At 37.6% G+C, this 21181-nt stretch carries 24 protein-coding genes, 1 rRNA gene and 2 other annotated features; all 25 genes read left to right on the plus strand.

Annotation, left to right across the window (positions count from 1 at the left end):
* The first annotated feature begins 34 nt into the window (after positions 1-34).
* A 5S ribosomal RNA gene (gene rrf, locus AC1DTM_RS03210) occupies positions 35-150 on the plus strand.
* Between the two features lie 211 nt (positions 151-361).
* Positions 362-823, plus strand: a complete 462-nt coding sequence (ctsR, locus tag AC1DTM_RS03215; protein ID WP_002029353.1) for a transcriptional regulator CtsR — start codon at positions 362-364, stop codon at positions 821-823.
* Between the two features lie 169 nt (positions 824-992).
* Entirely contained in the window at positions 993-1541 is a 549-nt protein-coding gene (locus AC1DTM_RS03220; RefSeq protein WP_078174995.1) for a UvrB/UvrC motif-containing protein, read from the plus strand.
* Between the two features lie 4 nt (positions 1542-1545).
* Positions 1546-2610, plus strand: coding sequence for a protein arginine kinase (locus tag AC1DTM_RS03225; RefSeq protein WP_002091490.1), 1065 nt, complete (start codon positions 1546-1548; stop codon positions 2608-2610).
* A 22-nt stretch (positions 2611-2632) separates the two neighbouring features.
* Complete coding sequence (clpC, locus tag AC1DTM_RS03230; RefSeq protein WP_002063405.1) at positions 2633-5068, plus strand: ATP-dependent protease ATP-binding subunit ClpC; 2436 nt, start codon at positions 2633-2635, stop codon at positions 5066-5068.
* A gap of 94 nt (positions 5069-5162) precedes the next feature.
* Positions 5163-6539: a DNA repair protein RadA gene (gene radA, locus AC1DTM_RS03235; protein ID WP_002159617.1), complete on the plus strand. Its 1377-nt coding sequence runs from the start codon at positions 5163-5165 to the stop codon at positions 6537-6539.
* A 3-nt stretch (positions 6540-6542) separates the two neighbouring features.
* The gene (disA, locus tag AC1DTM_RS03240) at positions 6543-7616 is read left to right on the plus strand and encodes a DNA integrity scanning diadenylate cyclase DisA (protein ID WP_000392162.1); all 1074 of its coding nucleotides are present in this window, start codon (positions 6543-6545) and stop codon (positions 7614-7616) included.
* A 163-nt stretch (positions 7617-7779) separates the two neighbouring features.
* Positions 7780-8883 (plus strand): PIN/TRAM domain-containing protein, encoded by a 1104-nt coding sequence (locus AC1DTM_RS03245; RefSeq protein ID WP_016103294.1) that lies wholly within the window; start codon positions 7780-7782, stop codon positions 8881-8883.
* A 16-nt stretch (positions 8884-8899) separates the two neighbouring features.
* Positions 8900-9580 carry a 2-C-methyl-D-erythritol 4-phosphate cytidylyltransferase gene (gene ispD, locus AC1DTM_RS03250; RefSeq protein ID WP_016103295.1) on the plus strand — a complete coding sequence of 227 codons (681 nt, stop codon included), beginning with the start codon at positions 8900-8902 and terminating at the stop codon, positions 9578-9580.
* A 113-nt stretch (positions 9581-9693) separates the two neighbouring features.
* Positions 9694-10170, plus strand: a complete 477-nt coding sequence (gene ispF, locus AC1DTM_RS03255; RefSeq protein ID WP_002159614.1) for a 2-C-methyl-D-erythritol 2,4-cyclodiphosphate synthase — start codon at positions 9694-9696, stop codon at positions 10168-10170.
* A gap of 89 nt (positions 10171-10259) precedes the next feature.
* Positions 10260-11717 (plus strand): glutamate--tRNA ligase, encoded by a 1458-nt coding sequence (gene gltX / locus AC1DTM_RS03260; protein ID WP_016103296.1) that lies wholly within the window; start codon positions 10260-10262, stop codon positions 11715-11717.
* Positions 11718-11764: 47 nt separating this feature from the next.
* Positions 11765-12010: a binding site (T-box leader), on the plus strand.
* Between the two features lie 148 nt (positions 12011-12158).
* Positions 12159-12824, plus strand: a complete 666-nt coding sequence (gene cysE / locus AC1DTM_RS03265; protein ID WP_016103297.1) for a serine O-acetyltransferase — start codon at positions 12159-12161, stop codon at positions 12822-12824.
* Positions 12805-14202 carry a cysteine--tRNA ligase gene (gene cysS / locus AC1DTM_RS03270; protein ID WP_016103298.1) on the plus strand — a complete coding sequence of 466 codons (1398 nt, stop codon included), beginning with the start codon at positions 12805-12807 and terminating at the stop codon, positions 14200-14202. The genes cysE and cysS overlap by 20 nt, the downstream gene beginning before the upstream one ends.
* Before the next feature lie 2 nt (positions 14203-14204).
* The gene (locus tag AC1DTM_RS03275; RefSeq protein WP_002159611.1) at positions 14205-14612 is read left to right on the plus strand and encodes a Mini-ribonuclease 3; all 408 of its coding nucleotides are present in this window, start codon (positions 14205-14207) and stop codon (positions 14610-14612) included.
* The gene (gene rlmB, locus AC1DTM_RS03280) at positions 14609-15352 is read left to right on the plus strand and encodes a 23S rRNA (guanosine(2251)-2'-O)-methyltransferase RlmB (RefSeq protein ID WP_016103299.1); all 744 of its coding nucleotides are present in this window, start codon (positions 14609-14611) and stop codon (positions 15350-15352) included. Before AC1DTM_RS03275 ends, rlmB begins: the two co-directional genes overlap by 4 nt.
* Before the next feature lie 3 nt (positions 15353-15355).
* The gene (locus AC1DTM_RS03285; RefSeq protein WP_002009801.1) at positions 15356-15868 is read left to right on the plus strand and encodes an NYN domain-containing protein; all 513 of its coding nucleotides are present in this window, start codon (positions 15356-15358) and stop codon (positions 15866-15868) included.
* A 67-nt stretch (positions 15869-15935) separates the two neighbouring features.
* Positions 15936-16595 (plus strand): RNA polymerase factor sigma-70, encoded by a 660-nt coding sequence (locus AC1DTM_RS03290; RefSeq protein ID WP_002009799.1) that lies wholly within the window; start codon positions 15936-15938, stop codon positions 16593-16595.
* Between the two features lie 128 nt (positions 16596-16723).
* On the plus strand, positions 16724-16870 hold the full coding sequence (rpmG, locus tag AC1DTM_RS03295; RefSeq protein WP_012260172.1) for a 50S ribosomal protein L33: 147 nt from the start codon (positions 16724-16726) through the stop codon (positions 16868-16870).
* Positions 16871-16893: 23 nt separating this feature from the next.
* Positions 16894-17073, plus strand: coding sequence for a preprotein translocase subunit SecE (gene secE / locus AC1DTM_RS03300; RefSeq protein WP_002009797.1), 180 nt, complete (start codon positions 16894-16896; stop codon positions 17071-17073).
* Positions 17074-17204: 131 nt separating this feature from the next.
* On the plus strand, positions 17205-17738 hold the full coding sequence (gene nusG, locus AC1DTM_RS03305) for a transcription termination/antitermination protein NusG (RefSeq protein ID WP_002009795.1): 534 nt from the start codon (positions 17205-17207) through the stop codon (positions 17736-17738).
* Between the two features lie 168 nt (positions 17739-17906).
* A complete protein-coding gene (rplK, locus tag AC1DTM_RS03310; RefSeq protein ID WP_002159610.1) occupies positions 17907-18332 on the plus strand; it encodes a 50S ribosomal protein L11 in 426 nt (141 codons plus the stop codon).
* A gap of 180 nt (positions 18333-18512) precedes the next feature.
* Complete coding sequence (gene rplA, locus AC1DTM_RS03315) at positions 18513-19205, plus strand: 50S ribosomal protein L1 (protein ID WP_002009792.1); 693 nt, start codon at positions 18513-18515, stop codon at positions 19203-19205.
* A 49-nt stretch (positions 19206-19254) separates the two neighbouring features.
* Positions 19255-19400: a sequence feature (ribosomal protein L10 leader region), on the plus strand.
* Between the two features lie 39 nt (positions 19401-19439).
* A complete protein-coding gene (gene rplJ, locus AC1DTM_RS03320) occupies positions 19440-19940 on the plus strand; it encodes a 50S ribosomal protein L10 (RefSeq protein ID WP_002009790.1) in 501 nt (166 codons plus the stop codon).
* Between the two features lie 67 nt (positions 19941-20007).
* Positions 20008-20367: a 50S ribosomal protein L7/L12 gene (rplL, locus tag AC1DTM_RS03325; RefSeq protein WP_002009788.1), complete on the plus strand. Its 360-nt coding sequence runs from the start codon at positions 20008-20010 to the stop codon at positions 20365-20367.
* A gap of 77 nt (positions 20368-20444) precedes the next feature.
* Positions 20445-21044, plus strand: a complete 600-nt coding sequence (locus tag AC1DTM_RS03330) for a class I SAM-dependent methyltransferase (RefSeq protein ID WP_016103300.1) — start codon at positions 20445-20447, stop codon at positions 21042-21044.
* Positions 21045-21181: the final 137 nt, after the last annotated feature.

Consider the following 21181-nt stretch of genomic DNA (forward strand, 5'->3'; position numbering starts at 1 on the left):
GTTATCTAGTTTTGAAGGAATATGCCTTCAATAGTTTGGTGATGATGGCAGAGAGGTCACACCCGTTCCCATACCGAACACGGAAGTTAAGCTCTCTAGCGCCGATGGTAGTTGGGACCTTGTCCCTGTGAGAGTAGGACGTCGCCAAGCAACTAAAACACGAGTCAAATGACTCGTGTTTTTTCGTGTTTCTTTTTATAATTCATAGTAATTTAAAAAATCTTTACTTAAAGAATCGTCCTTTTGATTAAAGACTGGGAAATGTGGCTAGGATAGTGAATAAGCAAAAGAGTTGCAAATTTTTTTAATACGTATATAATTAAAGTCAAAGATAGTCAAAGTCAATAAAGGTGGCGGATAAATGAGAAATATATCTGATATCATTGAGAAATATCTAAAGCAAGTTATTGACTTAAGCAATAATAATGCGATTGAAATCAAGAGGAATGAGGTCGCTGATCGATTCGATTGTGTGCCGTCTCAAATCAACTATGTAATCAATACCCGTTTTACGTTAGAAAGAGGATTCGTAGTAGAAAGTAAACGAGGTGGAGGAGGTTACATTCGCATTATAAAAGTCAAACTGCATGATGATATAGACATTATTGATCAAATGCTTCATATGATTGATCATAGCGTTGCACAAGGAAATGCAGAAAGCATGATTATACGTTTAATAGAAGAGGGTATTATAACAAATCGTGAAGCTAAACTTATGTTAAGTGTACTAGATCGTTCTGTATTATTAATGGATGTTCCTTCTCGAGATGAACTTAGGGCTCGAATATTATGCGCAATGTTAAGAACACTGAAATATAAATAAATATAACTTTTGTTAAGAATGATAACTAAGATAATGCAGTTTAATATTGTAGGGATTTTGAAAGATGACATGTGCTTTTACTAAATGGATTAAGGAAAGAGAACAATCTAGTAATGTATGAAAAGTATCATGAGATAGATCGTTCCTGTTGTAAAGGTGGGGGATAGCGATGACTTGTCAAAACTGTAATATAAGACCAGCAACTTTACATTATACAAAAGTAATCAACGAAAAAAAGGCGGAAGTTCATCTTTGCGAGCAATGTGCAGAACAAAGTGGCTATACGTCTTTCTTTCAATCACCGCAGTCTAATTTTTCATTCCATGACCTATTAGCCGGATTATTGCATGGTGAACCAGCAATGTTTGAAGAAGGGCAAGATGCATTTTCAGATACAAATATATCAAGATGTCCGAATTGTAAGATGACATATGAACAATTTACAAAAGTGGGACGCTTTGGATGTGCTTCTTGTTACGATACATTTAAGGGGCATTTAAAACCATTRTTAAAACGTCTTCACGGTGGGCATACAGATCATTGTGGAAAAATTCCTGAACGTATAGAAGGAAATATCTACTTAAAGAAAGAATTAGATGAACTAAAACTCAATCTGAAACAATATGTACAGAAAGAGGAATTTGAGAAAGCGGCTGAAGTACGAGATAAAATTCGATGTCTTGTAAATCAGCTTAGTGAGCATAGAGAGGGGGAATAGTTCTATGTCACTGGACAGAATTATGAATGAAGCGATTAGTCCATGGATGAAGGGGGATGGCCCTGATTCTGATATTGTTTTAAGTAGTCGAATTCGTTTGGCTCGTAACTTTAAAAAATATCAATTCTCTACTATGCAAAACGAGGAAGAAGCTAAACAGATTCATGAGTTATTTAAGAAGAAGTTTATAAATAAACCTGTAGAACCTTTTGGGGAGTTTGAACTATTAAAAATGAATGAATTAAATCCTCTTCAAAGGAGAGTTTTAGTTGAGAAGCATTTAATTAGTCCAAATCTTGCAGGAACAGAATACGGAGCATGCCTACTATCAGAAAGTGAACATATAAGTATCATGCTTAATGAAGAGGATCATGTTAGGATTCAGTGCCTATTTTCAGGTTTACAGTTATCAGAGGCGCTTCAAAGTGCCAATCAAATAGATAACTGGATCGAGGAACAGGTTGAATATGCTTTTGATGAATCGCTTGGATATATTACGAGTTGCCCCACTAACGTCGGTACAGGATTAAGGGCTTCGGTAATGATTCATTTGCCGGGACTGGTTTTAACGAAAAGAATTAACCGTATTATACAAGTAATTCAAAAATTAGGGCTAGTAGTAAGAGGAATATACGGTGAAGGTAGCGAAGCGTTAGGTAATATATTTCAAGTGTCAAATCAAATGACACTAGGGAAGTCAGAAGAAGATATTATTGCAGATTTAAAGAGTGTCATTCAACAAATCATCCATCAAGAAAAAATGGCTAGAGAATTAATTGTACAAAATTCAAGTATTGAGCTTGAAGATAAAGTATATCGTTCTTACGGAATACTAGCTAACAGTCGTTTAATTCAATCTGCAGAAGCAGCTACTTGCTTATCAGATGTACGACTTGGTATTGACTTAGGATATATACAAGGTATATCGAGAAATATTTTAACTGAGTTAATGGTTCTTACTCAGCCGGGCATTTTGCAACAATATGCAGGAGGACCTCTAGGACCAGAAGAAAGAGATTATCGAAGAGCAACCTTAATCCGTGAGCGATTACGAATTGAACAAAATTAAGCGCAAGTAGGAGGCGATTTCTATGATGTTTGGAAGATTTACAGAACGAGCACAGAAAGTATTAGCTTTATCTCAAGAGGAAGCAATTCGCATTGGGCATAATAATATTGGAACAGAACATATTTTACTTGGGCTTGTACGCGAAGGTGAAGGAATTGCAGCAAAAGCGTTAATTGCTCTTGGATTAAGTCCAGAGAAAGTTCAAAAAGAGGTAGAAGCATTAATTGGACGTGGAACGGAAGCTTCTCAAACAGTACATTACACACCTCGTGCTAAAAAAGTTATTGAGTTGTCTATGGACGAAGCTCGTAAATTGGGCCATTCCTACGTTGGAACAGAACATATTTTACTTGGTTTAATCCGTGAAGGTGAAGGTGTAGCAGCACGTGTTTTAAATAATTTAGGTGTAAGCCTAAACAAAGCAAGGCAACAAGTGTTACAACTTCTTGGAAGTAATGAAGCTAGTTCAGGTCACCAAGGTGGTTCATCAACAAATGCGAATACACCTACACTTGACAGTCTAGCACGTGATTTAACAGTTGTTGCACGTGAAAATCGTTTAGATCCTGTTATTGGGCGTAGTAAAGAAATTCAACGTGTAATTGAAGTGTTAAGCCGTAGAACAAAAAACAATCCAGTATTAATTGGAGAACCTGGTGTAGGTAAGACAGCAATTGCGGAAGGATTAGCACAGCAAATTGTAAATAATGAAGTTCCTGAAACTTTAAGAGATAAGCGTGTTATGACATTAGATATGGGTACAGTTGTTGCTGGAACAAAATATCGTGGTGAATTTGAGGATCGTTTAAAGAAAGTGATGGATGAGATTCGCCAAGCTGGTAACATCATTCTATTTATTGATGAGCTTCATACGTTAATTGGTGCAGGAGGGGCGGAAGGTGCAATTGATGCATCGAATATTTTAAAACCATCTTTAGCACGTGGTGAATTACAATGTATTGGTGCAACAACTTTAGACGAATATCGTAAATATATTGAAAAGGATGCGGCATTAGAAAGACGTTTCCAACCAATTCATGTTGATGAACCAAACTTAGAAGAATCAGTTCAAATTTTAAAAGGTTTACGTGACCGTTATGAGGCGCATCACCGCGTATCTATTACAGATGATGCAATCGATGCGGCTGTAAAACTTTCAGATCGTTACATTACAGACCGTTTTTTACCTGATAAAGCAATCGATTTAATTGATGAGGCTGCATCAAAAGTGCGCTTACGTTCTTATACAACACCGCCAAACTTAAAAGAGCTTGAAGTGAAGCTTGAGGAAATTAGAAAAGAAAAAGATGCAGCTGTACAGAGCCAAGAATTTGAAAAAGCTGCTTCCTTACGTGATATGGAACAACGTTTACGTGAAAAGTTAGAAGATACAAAGCGTCAGTGGAAAGAGAAACAAGGACAAGAAAACTCAGAAGTAACAGTAGAAGATATTGCAAATGTCGTTTCCACATGGACACGTATTCCAGTTTCTAAACTTGCACAAACAGAGACAGATAAATTATTAAACTTGGAATCAATTTTACATGATCGTTTAATTGGGCAGGATGAAGCAGTTGTAGCTGTGGCAAAAGCTGTTCGTCGTGCGAGAGCGGGATTAAAAGATCCGAAACGTCCAATTGGCTCATTTATTTTCCTAGGACCGACTGGTGTAGGTAAAACAGAACTAGCGAGGGCGTTAGCGGAATCTATGTTCGGTGATGAGGATGCAATGATCCGCATCGATATGTCTGAGTACATGGAAAAGCATTCTACTTCTCGCTTAGTTGGATCTCCTCCAGGATATGTTGGATATGAAGAAGGTGGACAATTAACAGAGAAAGTTCGTCGTAAGCCATATTCAGTTGTCTTATTAGATGAAGTAGAGAAAGCTCATCCGGATGTGTTTAATATTTTACTACAAGTATTAGAAGATGGCCGTTTAACAGATTCTAAAGGACGTACAGTTGATTTCCGTAATACAATTGTTATTATGACGTCTAATGTTGGTGCAGACGCATTAAAACGTAATAAACATCTTGGATTTAACGTACAAGATGAGAGCCGCGATTATTCAGATATGAAAGGTAAAGTAATGGATGAATTGAAAAAGGCATTTCGTCCAGAATTTTTAAACCGTATTGATGAAATTATCGTGTTCCATATGCTTGAGAAAAAACATATTCAAGAAATTGTAACTCTTATGGTGAATCAGTTGGTGAATCGCTTAAAAGAACAAGAGATTGAATTGCACTTAACAGAAGGAGCAATTTCAGCAATTGCTGATAAAGGATTTGATCGAGAGTACGGTGCTCGTCCGCTTCGTAGAGCAATTCAAAAACATGTAGAAGATAGACTATCAGAAGAACTGTTAAAAGGTGCTATTGAGAAAGGGCAAAAAGTTATCTTTGATATAGAAGGAGAATCATTTGTCATTCATAGTGCGGAAAAGGTAAAATAAGTATAGACAAACAAAGAGGGCTACGCGATAGCCCTCTTTCTTGTACGAGAAGGATAAACGTTTGTAGATGAAAGTGAAGTGAACTATAAAAGATATGGCTAAAAAGAAAACAAAATTCACATGTCAAGAGTGTGGTTATCAGTCGCCAAAATATATGGGGAAATGTCCTGGATGTGGTAAATGGAATACGCTTGTTGAAGAGATGGAACCAGTTGTATCATCAAGGCGCCTTAATTATGTCAATGCAATTCAATCAGAAGTAACAAAACCAAGACGCTTAACAGAGGTAGAAACAAATTCTGAGGCGCGTATTGAAACGAAATTTCAAGAGTTTAACCGTGTACTTGGTGGCGGGATTGTAGATGGATCTTTAGTACTTATTGGTGGAGACCCTGGGATTGGAAAATCAACATTGTTATTACAAATTTCATCGCAATTAGCAGATTCTTCATATGATGTACTATACATATCAGGCGAGGAGTCAGCAAAGCAGATTAAACTTCGTGCAGATCGTTTGCATGTAAAGGGTAGTAATCTATTTGTTGTAGCAGAAACTGATCTACAGCGAATTGCAGCGCACATTGAAGAGATGAATCCAGCTTTTGTTGTTATTGACTCTATTCAAACGATACATTTACCTGAAGTGACGTCAGCCCCAGGAAGTGTAGCGCAAGTACGTGAATGTACAGCGGAATTAATGAAGCTTGCAAAGACGAAAGGGATTCCTATTTTTATCGTCGGACATGTGACAAAAGAAGGGGCAATTGCAGGACCACGTATGCTAGAACATATGGTTGATGCAGTTCTTTACTTTGAAGGAGATCGTCACCATACATATCGTATTTTGCGAGCTGTGAAGAACCGTTTTGGTTCCACAAATGAAATGGGTATCTTTGAAATGAAGGAACTAGGTCTTGCAGAAGTACTAAATCCTTCTGAAATTTTCCTTGAGGAACGTCCAGTTGGAGTTGCAGGATCCACAGTGGTTGCTTCAATGGAAGGAACCAGACCGGTTTTAGTAGAAATACAAGCATTAATCTCCCCTACTAGTTTTGGAAATCCTCGAAGAATGGCGACAGGAATTGATCATAACCGCGTTTCACTTATTATGGCAGTGCTAGAAAAAAGAACAGGTTTATTGTTGCAAAATCAAGACGCATATTTAAAGGTCGCGGGTGGCTTGAAATTAGATGAACCAGCAATCGATTTAGCTGTTGCCTTAAGTATTGCTTCAAGTTTCAGAGATAAAGCTACTGCACCAACCGATGCGGTAATAGGAGAAGTAGGCCTAACTGGAGAAATAAGAAGAGTATCAAGAATTGAACAACGTGTACAAGAAGCAGCAAAATTAGGATTTCAACGTGCTATTATTCCTAGAAAAAATTTGGGAGGATGGACAATTCCAGATGGGATTGAGGTAGTAGGTGTTTCTAATTTAGGAGAGGCGCTTCGTTTGACATTAGGAGGCTAGGCTATGGAGGAAAACAAGCAACGTGTCAAAAGTATGATTAACATTCTACAGCTCGTTGCCCCAGGAACACCACTACGCGAAGGGATAGATAACGTACTTCGTGCGCAAACTGGAGGGCTAATTGTTCTTGGGTATAATGAGCAGATTAAAAGTATTGTTGATGGAGGATTTCACATTAATTGTGCATTCTCACCGGCTAGTTTATATGAATTAGCAAAAATGGATGGGGCACTTATTTTAAATGAAACTGGGAGCAAAATTTTAATTGCAAATGCACAATTAGTTCCAGATCCATCCATTGATTCTATTGAAACAGGTATGCGTCACCGAACGGCAGAGCGTGTAGCAAAGCAGACGGCTAGCCTTGTTGTGGCTATTTCACAAAGACGTAACGTAATTACACTATATCAAGGGAACTTACGTTATACACTAAAAGATATAGGTGTAATTTTAACAAAGGCAAACCAAGCTATTCAAACGTTAGAAAAATATAAAGCTGTATGGAATGATGGGATTACGAATTTGGGCATTCTAGAATTTGAAGAGGTCGTTACAATGTCCGAGGTAGTTCACGTTTTACATAGTGTTGAAATGGTACTGCGTATTAAAAATGAAATAGTGAGCTACATTCATGAGTTAGGAACGGAAGGAAGGTTAATTCGTTTACAACTTACAGAATTACTAGCCGACTTAGAAGCAGAGGCAGCGTTATTAATTAAGGATTATTATCAAGAAAAAACGCAGGATCACCATCAAATTTTGAAAAAGTTACAAGATCTTGCAAATACACAGCTTTTAGAGGATAGCGATTTAGTTAAATTGCTTGGCTATCCAGGGCAAATGAGCTTAGAAGAAAGCGTGACACCGAGGGGATACCGAATCGCAAGCAAAATTTCTCGTGTTCCACCACTTATCATTGAAAATTTAATTAATCGATTTAAAACGCTACAAGGTGTTTGTCGTGCAACTATTAATGAATTGGATGATGTGGAAGGAATTGGGGAAGTTAGGGCGAAGAAAATACGAGAGGGCCTAAAAAGAATTCAAGAGCATCTCTATATGAGTAGACACAATTAAGAATATTACATTGATTCCATAATATAACGACACTAGAACATTTTTGGTATATGATATGGTATATTGGTAAATAAAACTATTTATATAAAAAAAACACGTCCGCTTTTGCATTCGGCGTTTTGATTAGCAAAACAATGGTTAATAATGAGTAGGAGGTGGTTGGATGTTAAAAAGGATCGTACAGCTCTTCTTTTTAGTGATCGGGGGAGCGTTAGGGATTTTTCTAATCCCAAAAGTTATTAATGTATTGGACGTCGGTGCTGTTCCTTGGCTTGAGGGATCGTACGTTCGTGCAATTATTGGTGCAATTATTTTATTTTTAACAACATTTTGGCTTGTGGATTATATTGTTCAACTTATTAAACATATCGAAGAAGCCCTTGTAAAGGCACCGGTAGCGGATGTTTTATTTGGTACATTAGGGTTGATCTCTGGTCTTATTGTTGCATATTTAATTTTGATACCAATTCGTGAATTCACGATTCCAGTCATTAGTACAGTATTACAAGTGTTCTTTACTCTTTTACTTGGTTATTTAGGATTCCAAGTAGGATTTAAAAAGAGAAATGAATTGCTAGGATTATTTACATTACCCCAGCGCGGAGGTAAGAAGAAAAACAATAGCGAGAACGAAGAGGTAGAGGTAGAAAAATCTACAACTCATTGGAAAATTCTCGATACAAGTGTAATTATTGATGGACGTATTGCGGATATTTGCCAAACGAAGTTTTTAGAAGGAACAATTGTGATTCCACAATTCGTATTAGAAGAGCTTCAGCATATTGCCGATTCTTCTGATGCTTTAAAGCGTAATCGTGGTCGCAGAGGATTAGACATTTTAAATCGTATTCAAAAAGAGCTACTAATTCCGGTGGAAATTTATGAAGGCGATTTTGAGGATATCCAAGAGGTGGATAGCAAGCTTGTAAAGTTAGCTAAAATCACTGGTGGAACTGTTGTAACAAATGATTTCAACTTAAACAAAGTTTCTGAACTACAAGGAGTAACAGTGTTGAACATTAACGATTTAGCAAATGCAATTAAACCAGTCGTACTCCCTGGTGAAGAATTAAGTGTTTATGTTGTGAAAGATGGTAAAGAACAAAATCAAGGTGTTGCATACTTAGATGATGGCACGATGATTGTAGTAGAAGACGGTAGAGAATATGTCGGTTCGCAACTTAATGTACTAGTTACAAGTGTGTTGCAAACATCGGCTGGTCGTATGATTTTCGCAAAACGTAAATTATTAGAAAAAGCATTATAAGTAGAGGATTATTAATATGTATACATTAATTATTCCGGCAGCGGGTCAAGGGAAACGGATGGGTGCTGGTAAAAACAAGTTGTTCTTACTTATAAATGGAGTACCTATCATTGTGCATACATTACGTGCTTTTGAAAAAGATAAAGCATGTAAACGTATTATCATGGCAATTAACGAAGAGGAACGTCCTTATTTTGAGGAGTTAATACAGAAGTACCCGGTTGAAAAGCAGGTGCAATTTATTCAAGGCGGGGCTGAAAGACAAGATAGTGTGTATAATGCGCTTCAGTATGTGAGCGGAGTTGAGTATGTTCTCGTACACGATGGTGCGCGCCCGTTCGTAACGAATAAGATGATGCAAGATGTATTAACTGTAGCAGAGAAATATGGAGCTTCCATTTGTGCAGTGCCAGTGAAGGATACAATTAAGAAAGTAGAACAGGGTGTTGTTGTTGAAACGGTAGAACGTTCTCAGCTTAAAGCGGTTCAAACACCGCAAGGATTTTCTGTTCCTCTTTTATTAGAAGCTCATAGAAGTGCAAAGCAAAGTTGTTTTCTTGGTACAGATGATGCAAGTCTCGTAGAACGTGTCGGGAAGCAAGTAGGCGTGGTAGAGGGGAGTTACTATAATATTAAAGTGACGACTCCAGAGGATTTACTAATTGCTGAAAGTTTCCTTCATGTTCAGAAGAAATAGAAGTGATGGTATTATAGTAAAGAAAAGCTCGGCAGTTGCCGAGCTTTTCTTTATAGAGATAGCAATATAATATAGAATTCATAAAGTAGTTTAGATTGAGGAGGATGTAAAGAATGTTTCGAATTGGACAAGGTTTTGATGTACATGAATTTGCGGAAGGTAGACCGTTAATTATCGGCGGAATTACAATTCCTCATGAAAAAGGATTAATCGGTCACTCGGATGCAGATGTATTGTTACATACGATTGCTGACGCATGTCTAGGAGCAATTGCAGCAGGAGATATTGGAAAACATTTTCCTGATACAGATCCTGCCTTTAAAGATGCGGATTCAGCTGTATTGTTACAAAAGGTTTGGGAATTTGTGTGTGAACAAGGTTATGAGCTAGGGAACCTAGATTGTACAATTATTGCCCAAAAGCCAAAAATGGCACCGCATATTGAAAGCATGCGTAAACGCATTAGTGAACTACTAGAAACGTCTATTGATAATATTAATGTAAAGGCAACAACAACAGAAAAATTAGGATTTACAGGTAGAGAAGAAGGGATTGCTTCTCAAGCGGTTGTTTTATTACAGAAAAAATAGTGATTTTTAATTCGTAAGATGGATAATCACGTTTTTTTGGTGTACAATTATAGAATGTGTTGACATTAAGATTGGAAGGTGTACCAACTATGGAAAAGCAAGTGAGAGTGCGCTATGCGCCAAGTCCAACAGGACACTTACATATCGGAAATGCGCGTACGGCATTATTTAATTATTTATTTGCTCGTCATCAAGATGGTAAGTTTATTATTCGTATTGAAGATACTGATGTGAAACGTAATGTTGCTGGTGGAGAAGAAAGCCAATTAAAATACTTGAAATGGCTCGGTATGGACTGGGATGAAGGTGTTGATGTTGGTGGTGAATTTGGACCATATCGTCAAACAGAGCGTTTAGATATTTATAAAAAATTATATGAAGATTTATTAGAGCGTGATTTAGCTTACAAATGTTATATGACAGAAGAAGAGCTAGAGGCAGAGCGTGAAGGACAAATCGCTCGTGGTGAAACACCGCGTTATGCAGGAAACCACCGTGATTTAACTGAGGAGCAAATTAAAGGATTTGAGGCTGAAGGCCGTATTCCAAGTATTCGCTTCCGTGTGCCGGCTGATAGCGACTTCACGTTTAAAGATATCGTAAAAGATGAAGTTGCATTCCATTCAAATGATTTTGGTGATTTCGTTATCGTGAAAAAAGATGGAATTCCAACTTATAACTTTGCGGTAGCGGTAGATGATCACTTAATGGAGATTACACACGTACTTCGTGGTGATGATCATATTTCAAACACGCCAAAACAAATGATGATTTATGAAGCTTTCGGTTGGGATATCCCGAAGTTCGGTCATATGACTTTAATTGTAAACGAAAGCCGTAAAAAGCTAAGTAAGCGTGACGAATCTATTATTCAATTTATTGAGCAATATAAAGAGCTTGGATATCTTCCAGAAGCAATCTTTAACTTTATTGCATTACTAGGTTGGTCACCAGTAGGTGAAGAAGAAATCTTCTCTCAAGATGAGTTTATCAAAATGTTTGATGCAGCTCGTTTATCAAAATCACCTGCATTATTTGATTCTCAAAAACTAAAATGGATGAACAACCAATATATGAAAAAACAAGATTTAGATACGGTTGTTGAACTAAGCTTACCGCATTTAGTGAAAGCGGGTCGCGTAGGTGAAAACTTAAGTGAACAAGAACAAGCATGGGTTCGTGATGTAATTGCTTTATATCATGACCAAATGAGCTTTGGAGCTGAAATTGTAGAGCTTTCTGAAATGTTCTTTAAAGATCATGTTGATCATGAAGAAGAGGGACAAGAAGTATTGAAGGGTGAACAAGTACCTGAAGTACTTCGTACATTTGCCGATCAATTAGAAGCTTTAGAAGCAATGGAGCCAGCGGCAGTTAAGGCGGCTATTAAAGCAGTTCAAAAGGAAACAGGACATAAAGGTAAAAACCTATTTATGCCAATCCGTGTTGCTACTACTGGACAAACACATGGTCCAGAGCTTCCTAACGCTATTGCTCTTCTTGGAAAAGAAAAAGTTTTAAATCGTATTCAAAAAGTAATTGGTTAACATTTTCTAGGTTTAGCAATATAATAAGTATACCTAAAATCTAATAAGGAAAAGCGACGAGAAGGAGAAGTAGAAAATCAGGCTTTTTACAGAGAGAACCACCCTTAGGCTGGAAGTGGTTTATAAGCGGATTTTTGAAATGCCCCTTCGAGTCTTCTGTTGAACAGCGAAGTATTTCGCGGAACGTCTTAGGGCGCAAAGTAAACAGAAGCGGTGTAAACCGTTATCATGGATGAGTTTGAGGCTTCTTTAGCCTAAACAGAGTGGAACCGCGCTTAAAAGGCGTCTCTGTCTATATGACAGAGGCGTCTTTTTTTTATACCATGTAAATGGGTGTGAGTATAAGTTTTATCCCCTTGTATAAAGATTCAGGGAGAGTTAGGGGAGTTAGGGGAGTTAGTTCACTCGAAAAAAGCAGCCCATAAAGGGGAGGGAACATCGATGTTTAAGAGGCTTCGGGAAGATATTGAAGTCGTTTTTGAACAGGATCCAGCGGCACGAAGTTATTTCGAAGTCATTTTAACTTACTCTGGATTACATGCAGTTTGGGGCCATCGAATTGCACATGCTTTTTATAAAAGGAATTTTTTCTTTATGGCACGTTGGATTTCGCAAGTTAGTCGTTTTTTTACTGGCATTGAGATTCATCCAGGAGCAACTATTGGTCGTCGTTTTTTCATTGATCATGGAATGGGGGTTGTAATTGGCGAAACGTGTGAAATTGGCGAAAACGTAACAATTTATCAAGGTGTCACATTAGGTGGTACAGGTAAAGAAAAAGGAAAGAGGCACCCTACAATTCAGGATAATGTATTAATTGCAACAGGTGCTAAAGTACTAGGTTCTATTACTGTTGGAGAGAATTCTAAAATTGGAGCAGGATCTGTCGTGTTGAAGGAAGTTCCTGCACATTCTACAGTTGTAGGTATACCTGGCCGAGTCGTTATTCAAAATGGAGTAAAGATTGGTCAAGAATTAAATCATTCTGATCTCCCGGATCCGATTTTTGATAAATTAAAGGTTATGGAAGCAGAACTTGATAAATTGAGAAAGCAACTCGAAGTAAAGGTAGAAAGGAAGGATAAAAATGACTATTCACATTTATAATACGTTAACGCGTCAAAAAGAAGAGTTTATGCCATTAGAAGAAAATAAGGTAAAGATGTATGTGTGCGGACCTACAGTGTATAACTACATTCACATTGGGAATGCAAGACCACCTATGGTATTTGATACAGTACGCCGTTACTTAGAATATAAAGGATATGATGTGCAGTATGTATCTAACTTTACTGACGTGGATGATAAATTAATTAAGGCGGCAAATGAATTAGGTGAAGATGTGCCAACAATTGCAGATCGTTTTGTTGAAGCTTACTTTGAAGATGTAACGGCACTAGGTTGCAAGCATGCAACGGTTCATCCACGTGTAACAGAAAATATGGATATCATTATTGAATTTATTCAAGAACTTGTGAATAAAGGGTATGCATATGAATCAGAAGGTGATGTGTACTTTAAAACGAAAGAATTCGAAGGTTACGGTAAATTATCACATCAACCGATTGCAGATTTACGTCACGGTGCACGTATTGAAGTAGGAGAAAAGAAACAAGACCCTCTTGACTTTGTTTTATGGAAAGCTGCGAAAGAAGGAGAAATCTTCTGGGAAAGCCCTTGGGGGAAAGGACGTCCAGGGTGGCATATTGAATGCTCAGCAATGGCGCGTAAATATTTAGGGGATACAATTGATATTCATGCTGGTGGTCAAGATTTAGCATTTCCTCATCATGAAAATGAAATTGCGCAGTCTGAGGCGTTGACAGGAAAAACATTTGCACGTTATTGGATGCATAATGGATATATTAATATTAATAACGAGAAGATGTCTAAGTCGCTTGGAAACTTCATTTTAGTTCACGATATCATCAAACAATATAATCCACAGTTAATCAGGTTCTTTATGCTATCGGTACATTACCGTCACCCAATTAACTTTAGTGAAGATTTATTGCAAAGTACGAATAATGGACTAGAAAGAATTAAAACAGCTTACGGTAACTTAAAGCATCGTATGGAAAGTAGTACGGATTTAACGGACCATAATGAAAAATGGTTAGCTGAAATGGAAAAGTTCCAGGTTGCATTCGAAGAAGCGATGGATGATGATTTCAATACGGCTAATGCGATTACTGAATTATATAACGTAGCAAATCACGCAAATCAATATTTGTTAGAAGAACATACTTCTAAAATTGTAATTGAAGCGTATGTAAAACAACTTGAAACATTATTTAGTATTTTAGGATTAGAATTAGCGCAAGAAGAGTTGCTTGATGAAGAAATTGAAGCACTAATCCAGAAGCGTATTGAAGCTCGTCAAAATCGTGACTTCGCATTATCTGATCAAATTCGCGATGATTTAAAAGGACGTAATATTATTTTAGAAGATACCGCTCAAGGTACAAGATGGAAAAGAGGATAAGAATGATTGATGCAAAGCAATTGAACAGCTTAGCGTTAGCATATATGGGTGATGCGGTATACGAACAATATATCCGCTATCACCTCCTTCAAAAGGGGAAAGTTCGCCCTAATCAATTACATCGCTTAGGGACGAGCTTTGTTTCGGCAAAAGCACAGGCGAAAGTTGTTTATCATTTATTAGAGACGGCATTTTTGACAGAAGAGGAAGAGGCGGTATTAAGAAGAGGGCGTAATGCGAATTCGGGTACTGTTCCAAAAAATACAGATGTACAAACATATCGACACAGTACAGCCTTTGAAGCGCTAATCGGTTATCATCACTTGTTGAATAATCGTGAAAGATTGGACGAGATTGTATATAAGGCGATTGACGTTTTGGACGAAAAGGAAGGGAGCACATCATCATGAGTAGTGAATATATTATCGGACGTAACCCTGTAATTGAAGCTTTAAGAGCGGGGCGAGATATTAATAAAATTTTGGTAGCAGAAGGTGCTGCCAAAGGACAAGTGCAGATTGTACTAGCATTAGCAAAAGAGAATAAGGTTATTTTGCAACACGCACCAAAGAAGAAATTAGATCAATTGGTTGAGGGAAATCATCAAGGTGTAATTGCTCAAGTAGCTGCATATCAATATGCTGAGTTAGAGGATTTGTTTAAATTAGCAGAAAAACGCAATGAAGATCCGTTCTTCTTAATTTTAGATGAAATTGAAGACCCACATAACTTAGGTTCTATTATGCGTACTGCGGATGCAGCAGGGGCTCATGGGGTTATTATTCCAAAAAGAAGAGCGGTAGGACTTACAGCGTCAGTTGCGAAAGCGTCGACTGGGGCAATTGAATATATTCCTGTTGCACGTGTAACAAATTTATCGCGTACAATTGATGAATTAAAAGAACGCGGACTTTGGATTGCTGGTACAGATGCCAAAGGGAAAACAGATTACCGTAATTTAGATGGTAATATGCCAATCGGACTAGTAATTGGTAGTGAAGGAAAAGGTATGAGTCGTATTATTGGTGAAAAGTGTGATTTCCTAATTACTTTACCGATGGTCGGTAAAGTTACATCCTTAAATGCTTCAGTAGCCGCAAGTTTGTTAATGTATGAGGTATATCGTAAACGTCACGAAATTGGTAAATAAAAAATGAACGATATTTTAATCGTTGACGGTTACAACATTATCGGGGCTTGGGGAGACTTGAAGAAACTGCGGGATGTAGATTTACAGTCATCAAGAGACGCACTTATTGATAAGATGGCGGATTATCAAGGCTATACAGGCACAAAGGTAATGATTGTCTTTGATGCCTATACAGTCTATGGTATTGAAAAAAAGATGAAACAATCGCGGGTGGAAGTAATATTCACGAGAAAGAATCAAACTGCAGATGAAAAGATAGAACAACTTGCGATTGAGCTTAGAAATATAAATACACAAATATACGTTGCAACTTCGGATTATACGGAGCAATGGATTATATTTGCGCAAGGTGCACTTCGAAAATCTGCGCGTGAATTAGAGTTAGAAGTGCAAGCGATGGAACAACAAGTAAGAAGGTGTACAAAAGACACGAAAGAAAAGCAACCCGCCATGCGAAAGATATTTAGTGAGGATATTACAGAAAAATTAGAAAAATTAAGAAGAGGAGAGCGTTGAGGCATTGACGCTCTTTATCTTTTTACTGTATAATATTGCTAAATATATAGCGGTCGGAGGGATCAGGGTGGAAGCAGGCTTCGTAAGTGTAGGCGACGTTACATTTCGTGATTTAGAGGATGAGGCAATCGTTGAGTTAGTTCGAAAAGGTAATACTGACGCTCTAGAATATTTAATTCACAAATATAAGAACTTTGTTCGCGCGAAATCAAGATCTTATTTCTTAGTAGGTGCCGATCGAGAAGACATTGTTCAAGAAGGCATGATTGGGTTGTTTAAAGCCATTCGTGATTATAAAGGGGACAAGCTGTCTTCGTTCAAAGCATTTGCTGAACTGTGTATCACTCGACAAATTATTACCGCTATTAAAACAGCAACAAGGCAAAAACATATTCCGTTAAATTCGTATGTGTCTTTAGACAAGCCAATTTACGATGAGGAATCTGATCGAACACTATTAGATGTTATTTCGGAATCGAAAGTAACTGATCCAGAAGAGATGATTATCAGTCAGGAAGAATATACAGACATAGAATCAAAAATATCTGAATTATTAAGCGATTTAGAAAGAAAAGTGCTCTCTTTATACTTAGATGGTCGTTCCTATCAAGAAATTTCAGAACAGTTAAACAGGCACGTGAAATCTATTGATAACGCATTGCAGCGTGTAAAAAGGAAATTAGAAAGATATATGGAGATGAGAGAGAGTACAACTTTAAATTCATAGCAAGTGCCGCAGGTGTAAAATAATTCACCTGTTTTCTTTTTGTTAAGAGAGTGAAAGTCATGACATTGACATTGTCTTTTGTTGTATGATACATTTTTAGGGACAATGTTACAAGGTTGGTGTAACTAATGAGGAAAAAAGTTGTACTCTCATGTGAAGAGTGTAAAAATCGAAACTACTCTACGATGAAAGATACGAGCTCAGTAGAGCGACTTGAGATAAAGAAGTTTTGTAAAACATGCAATAAGCATACAGTTCACAAAGAAACAAAATAAATAATACACTGGAGGTCCCGTAGATGCGTTTAACGAACTTTTTCGGCGATGTAGGTCGCGAAATGAAAAAAGTAAGTTGGCCTAAAAAAGATGAATTACTCCGCTCAACAACGACTGTTATCGCGACAGTTGTGTTCTTTGCGATTTTCTTCGCAGTGGTTGATATGGGCATTTCTTCTTTAATTCGGTTAATTCTTGGTTAATTCTTGAATAAGAAGCACTTATCCATGATATAATGTTATTTATAAGAACTGTGTAAAAGCCCGGTGAACGGGTTTTTTCATTTGCGCAAAAAAATGTACGTCAGGGAGGGAAGGACGCTCGTCCTAAATGAATGGAAAAAAGTTGGTATGTTGTCCATACTTATTCTGGATATGAAAATAAAGTAAAAGCAAACCTAGAGAAACGTGTAGAATCAATGGGTATGCAAGATAAAATTTTCCGTGTTGTTGTCCCGGAAGAAGTAGAAGTAGAAATGAAAAATGGTAAAGAAAAAATAACGAAAAGAAAAGTGTTCCCAGGTTACGTATTAGTAGAACTAATCATGACTGACGATTCTTGGTATGTTGTTCGTAATACGCCAGGAGTAACAGGTTTTGTTGGTTCTTCTGGTTCAGGATCTAAACCATCGCCTCTATTGGAAGAGGAAGTTGTTACCATCATGAAGCATATGGGAATGGACAATGAAGTGGTTGATTTCGAATTTGAACTTCATGAAACAGTGCGTGTAAATGAGGGGCCATTCGCGGATTATACAGGTGCGATTGAAGAAATTGATGTGGAAAAGAAAAAAGTTAGCGTGCTTGTAGACATGTTCGGTCGCGAGACTCCGGTTGAACTTGATTTCCATCAAATTGAAAAATTATAAAATGAAACTTGAAATGAATTGTAAAAAGTGATAATATCTTTTAAGTCAGTACGTCTTCGGTAACGGAGACGTTTTTTGAAAAAGATTTTATCATTATGATAAAATATGAAGTGGGAGGGCAAATCACTGCCCAATTGACCACATCACGGACTTAAGGAGGTGTGTCTCGTGGCTAAAAAGGTAATTAAAATAGTAAAACTTCAAATTCCTGCAGGTAAAGCTAATCCAGCTCCGCCGGTTGGTCCAGCATTAGGACAAGCAGGTGTTAACATCATGGGCTTCTGTAAAGAGTTTAACGCTCGTACAGCTGATCAAGCTGGTCTTATCATCCCTGTTGAAATTACGGTATTTGAGGACCGTTCATTCACTTTCATTACTAAAACTCCTCCTGCTGCTGTTCTTCTTAAGAAAGTAGCTGGTATTGAGTCTGGTTCTGGTGAACCAAACCGTAATAAAGTGGCAACTGTTAAGCGTGATAAAGTACGCGAAATCGCTGAAACTAAAATGCCTGACCTAAACGCTGCTAGTGTAGAAGCTGCAATGCGTATGGTTGAAGGTACTGCGCGCAGTATGGGCATCGTTATCGAAGACTAATTCGATTTGTTTTTTGTAAAAAAGGTTGCGGGTCTGGAATTCCAATTCGCAACCTTTATTATCGTAAATGATTATCATTTTTAAATAAATGGATGGGCGCACATCCTCGGGGGTTCCCGGAATGAAGGCGTAAACGTGGGAGGTTATTCCGCTAAAACCACATTCAAGGAGGAAACAAACATGGCTAAAAGAGGTAAAAAGTACGTTGAAGCTGCGAAGCTTGTTGATCGTGCATCTGCTTACTCTGCAACAGAAGCAGTAGAATTAGTAAAGAAAACAAACACAGCTAAATTTGATGCAACTGTAGAAGCTGCATTCCGTTTAGGTGTTGACCCTAAGAAAGCTGACCAACAAATTCGTGGTGCAGTTGTTCTTCCACACGGTACTGGTAAAGTACAACGTGTATTAGTATTCGCTAAAGGCGAAAAAGCAAAAGAAGCAGAAGCTGCTGGCGCTGAATTCGTAGGCGATGCTGATTACATCGGTAAAATCCAAAAAGGTTGGTTCGATTTCGATGTAGTAGTAGCAACTCCTGATATGATGGGTGAAGTTGGTAAACTTGGTCGTGTATTAGGACCTAAAGGTTTAATGCCAAACCCTAAAACTGGAACAGTTACTTTCGATGTAACTAAAGCTGTTAACGAAATCAAAGCTGGTAAAGTTGAATACCGCGTTGATAAAGCTGGTAACATCCACGTTCCAATCGGTAAAGTATCTTTCGAAGATGCTAAATTAGTAGAAAACTTCAAAACAATTGCTGACACGCTACAAAAAGCTAAGCCAGCTGCTGCAAAAGGTACTTACATGAAGAACGCAACTGTTGCTTCTACAATGGGACCTGGCGTACGCGTAGACGTTTCTACACTTGCGTAAAAATTGGAAGTTGACTTCTTAAAGAAGTTTTAATATAATCATTTATGTTGTGAATTTTAATAGTGTACCGTAGACAGTAGGAGTCGATTCGACTTAATTCCCTACCTAGGTGTTAATATACGAAGCGGAATCTTTTTTCTGTGACTATATGCCTCCATGTCTACAAGTTGGGCATGGAGGTTTTTAGTGCACTTTCGGTACATCTTCTATATAATCTACAGGAGGTGTAATAACATGAGCAAAGTAATCGAAACTAAACAACAAGTTGTAACTGAAATCGCTGAAAAACTTCGCGCGAGTAAATCTACAATTGTTGTTGACTACCGTGGTTTAACAGTTTCTGAAGCAACAGAATTACGTAAAAACTTACGTGAAGCTGGCGTTGAGTTCAAAGTTTACAAAAACTCTTTAACTCGTCGTGCTGCAGAGTCTGCTGAAATGGCTGAGTTAAACGAATTCTTAACAGGACCAAACGCAATCGCGTTCAGTAACGAGGATGTAGTTGCTCCTGCGAAAGTATTAAACGACTTCGCTAAAAATCATGAAGCTTTAGAAATTAAAGCAGGCGTAATCGAAGGTAAACTTGTAACACTTGATGAGGTTAAAGCTATCGCTACTCTTCCATCACGTGAAGGCTTACTTTCTATGCTTCTTAGCGTTCTTCAAGCTCCAATCCGTAACCTTGCACTTGCTACTAAAGCAGTTGCAGATCAAAAGGAAGAGCAAGGCGCTTAATTTTTTAAAAGATAATTACTTGTTATCTATAAAACAATACAAACCTATTTAAGGGAGGATATTTACAATGACTAAAGAACAAATCATTGAAGCAGTTAAATCTATGACTGTATTAGAACTTAACGACTTAGTAAAAGCTATCGAGGAAGAATTCGGCGTAACTGCTGCTGCTCCTGTAGCTGTAGCTGGTGGCGCTGGTGAAGCTGCTGCTGAGCAAACTGAATTTGACGTAGTACTTGCAAGTGCTGGCGCTCAAAAAATCAAAGTTATCAAAGCTGTACGTGAAATCACTGGTCTTGGCTTAAAAGAAGCTAAAGAATTAGTTGACAACACTCCAAAAGCAATCAAAGAAGGCGTTACTAAAGAGGAAGCTGAAGAAATGAAAGCTAAACTTGAAGAGGTTGGCGCTGCTGTAGAAGTTAAGTAATTAACTTTTGGTGCTTTTAAAAAAAGCTCGCTCTCATGCGAGCTTTTTTTTTAACTGTAAAGAAAAGAGGTGGCCATATGGCAGACCATTATTTTTCTAACGACCCTTCTAGTAAAAGTGATCGTAAACGATGGGAATTTACACTTCGTGAATCTCGATTTACTTTTTTATCTGACCATGGGGTGTTCTCGAAAAACGAAGTGGACTTTGGTTCTCGTCTTTTAATTGAAGCGTTTCAAATGCCAGATGTTAAAGGTAATGTGTTAGACGTAGGATGTGGGTACGGTCCAATCGGTTTGTCGTTAGCGAAAGAGTTTCAAGATCGTGAAATTCACATGGTGGATGTGAATGAAAGGGCCTTGGGACTTGCAAAAGAAAATGCCGCTAATAACAGAATTGAAAATATACGTATTTTGCAAAGTAGTGTCTATGAAAATGTAGATGGCAAGTATGCTGCTATTCTATCTAATCCTCCAATTCGTGCTGGTAAAGATATCGTGCATGAGATTTTAGAAAAGGCTGTGGAGTATTTAGTTTCAGGTGGAGAATTGTGGATTGTTATTCAAAAGAAACAAGGTGCGCCATCTGCGCTTAAAAAACTAGAAGAAGCATTTTCTGAAGTTGAAGTTGTAGAAAAGAAAAAAGGATATTATATCATAAAATCAAAAAAGCGTTGACGGTTATTTTTGGCTATGTTAACATTATACAATGCCAATATATGATTTTCTGCGTTGAGAAAGATGTATATTTTTGTTTCTCTTGGAAAAGATAGTAAAATCAGCAGATTATGAAACAGAATGATGGTTTTCTTATA

The sequence above is a fragment of the Bacillus sp. P4_D3 genome, assembly GCF_056401855.1.

Bases quoted from the DNA above. Each gene is read 5' to 3' on its own strand.
- ctsR (WP_002029353.1), top strand. From the start codon at position 362: ATGAGAAATATATCTGATATCATTGAGAAATATCTAAAGCAAGTTATT.
- AC1DTM_RS03225 (WP_002091490.1), top strand. From the start codon at position 1,546: ATGTCACTGGACAGAATTATGAATGAAGCGATTAGTCCATGGATGAAG.
- clpC (WP_002063405.1), top strand. From the start codon at position 2,633: ATGATGTTTGGAAGATTTACAGAACGAGCACAGAAAGTATTAGCTTTA.
- radA (WP_002159617.1), top strand. From the start codon at position 5,163: ATGGCTAAAAAGAAAACAAAATTCACATGTCAAGAGTGTGGTTATCAG.
- disA (WP_000392162.1), top strand. From the start codon at position 6,543: ATGGAGGAAAACAAGCAACGTGTCAAAAGTATGATTAACATTCTACAG.
- AC1DTM_RS03245 (WP_016103294.1), top strand. From the start codon at position 7,780: ATGTTAAAAAGGATCGTACAGCTCTTCTTTTTAGTGATCGGGGGAGCG.
- ispD (WP_016103295.1), top strand. From the start codon at position 8,900: ATGTATACATTAATTATTCCGGCAGCGGGTCAAGGGAAACGGATGGGT.
- ispF (WP_002159614.1), top strand. From the start codon at position 9,694: ATGTTTCGAATTGGACAAGGTTTTGATGTACATGAATTTGCGGAAGGT.
- gltX (WP_016103296.1), top strand. From the start codon at position 10,260: ATGGAAAAGCAAGTGAGAGTGCGCTATGCGCCAAGTCCAACAGGACAC.
- cysE (WP_016103297.1), top strand. From the start codon at position 12,159: ATGTTTAAGAGGCTTCGGGAAGATATTGAAGTCGTTTTTGAACAGGAT.
- cysS (WP_016103298.1), top strand. From the start codon at position 12,805: ATGACTATTCACATTTATAATACGTTAACGCGTCAAAAAGAAGAGTTT.
- AC1DTM_RS03275 (WP_002159611.1), top strand. From the start codon at position 14,205: ATGATTGATGCAAAGCAATTGAACAGCTTAGCGTTAGCATATATGGGT.
- rlmB (WP_016103299.1), top strand. From the start codon at position 14,609: ATGAGTAGTGAATATATTATCGGACGTAACCCTGTAATTGAAGCTTTA.
- AC1DTM_RS03285 (WP_002009801.1), top strand. From the start codon at position 15,356: ATGAACGATATTTTAATCGTTGACGGTTACAACATTATCGGGGCTTGG.
- rpmG (WP_012260172.1), top strand. From the start codon at position 16,724: ATGAGGAAAAAAGTTGTACTCTCATGTGAAGAGTGTAAAAATCGAAAC.
- secE (WP_002009797.1), top strand. From the start codon at position 16,894: ATGCGTTTAACGAACTTTTTCGGCGATGTAGGTCGCGAAATGAAAAAA.
- nusG (WP_002009795.1), top strand. From the start codon at position 17,205: ATGGAAAAAAGTTGGTATGTTGTCCATACTTATTCTGGATATGAAAAT.
- rplA (WP_002009792.1), top strand. From the start codon at position 18,513: ATGGCTAAAAGAGGTAAAAAGTACGTTGAAGCTGCGAAGCTTGTTGAT.
- rplJ (WP_002009790.1), top strand. From the start codon at position 19,440: ATGAGCAAAGTAATCGAAACTAAACAACAAGTTGTAACTGAAATCGCT.
- rplL (WP_002009788.1), top strand. From the start codon at position 20,008: ATGACTAAAGAACAAATCATTGAAGCAGTTAAATCTATGACTGTATTA.
- AC1DTM_RS03330 (WP_016103300.1), top strand. From the start codon at position 20,445: ATGGCAGACCATTATTTTTCTAACGACCCTTCTAGTAAAAGTGATCGT.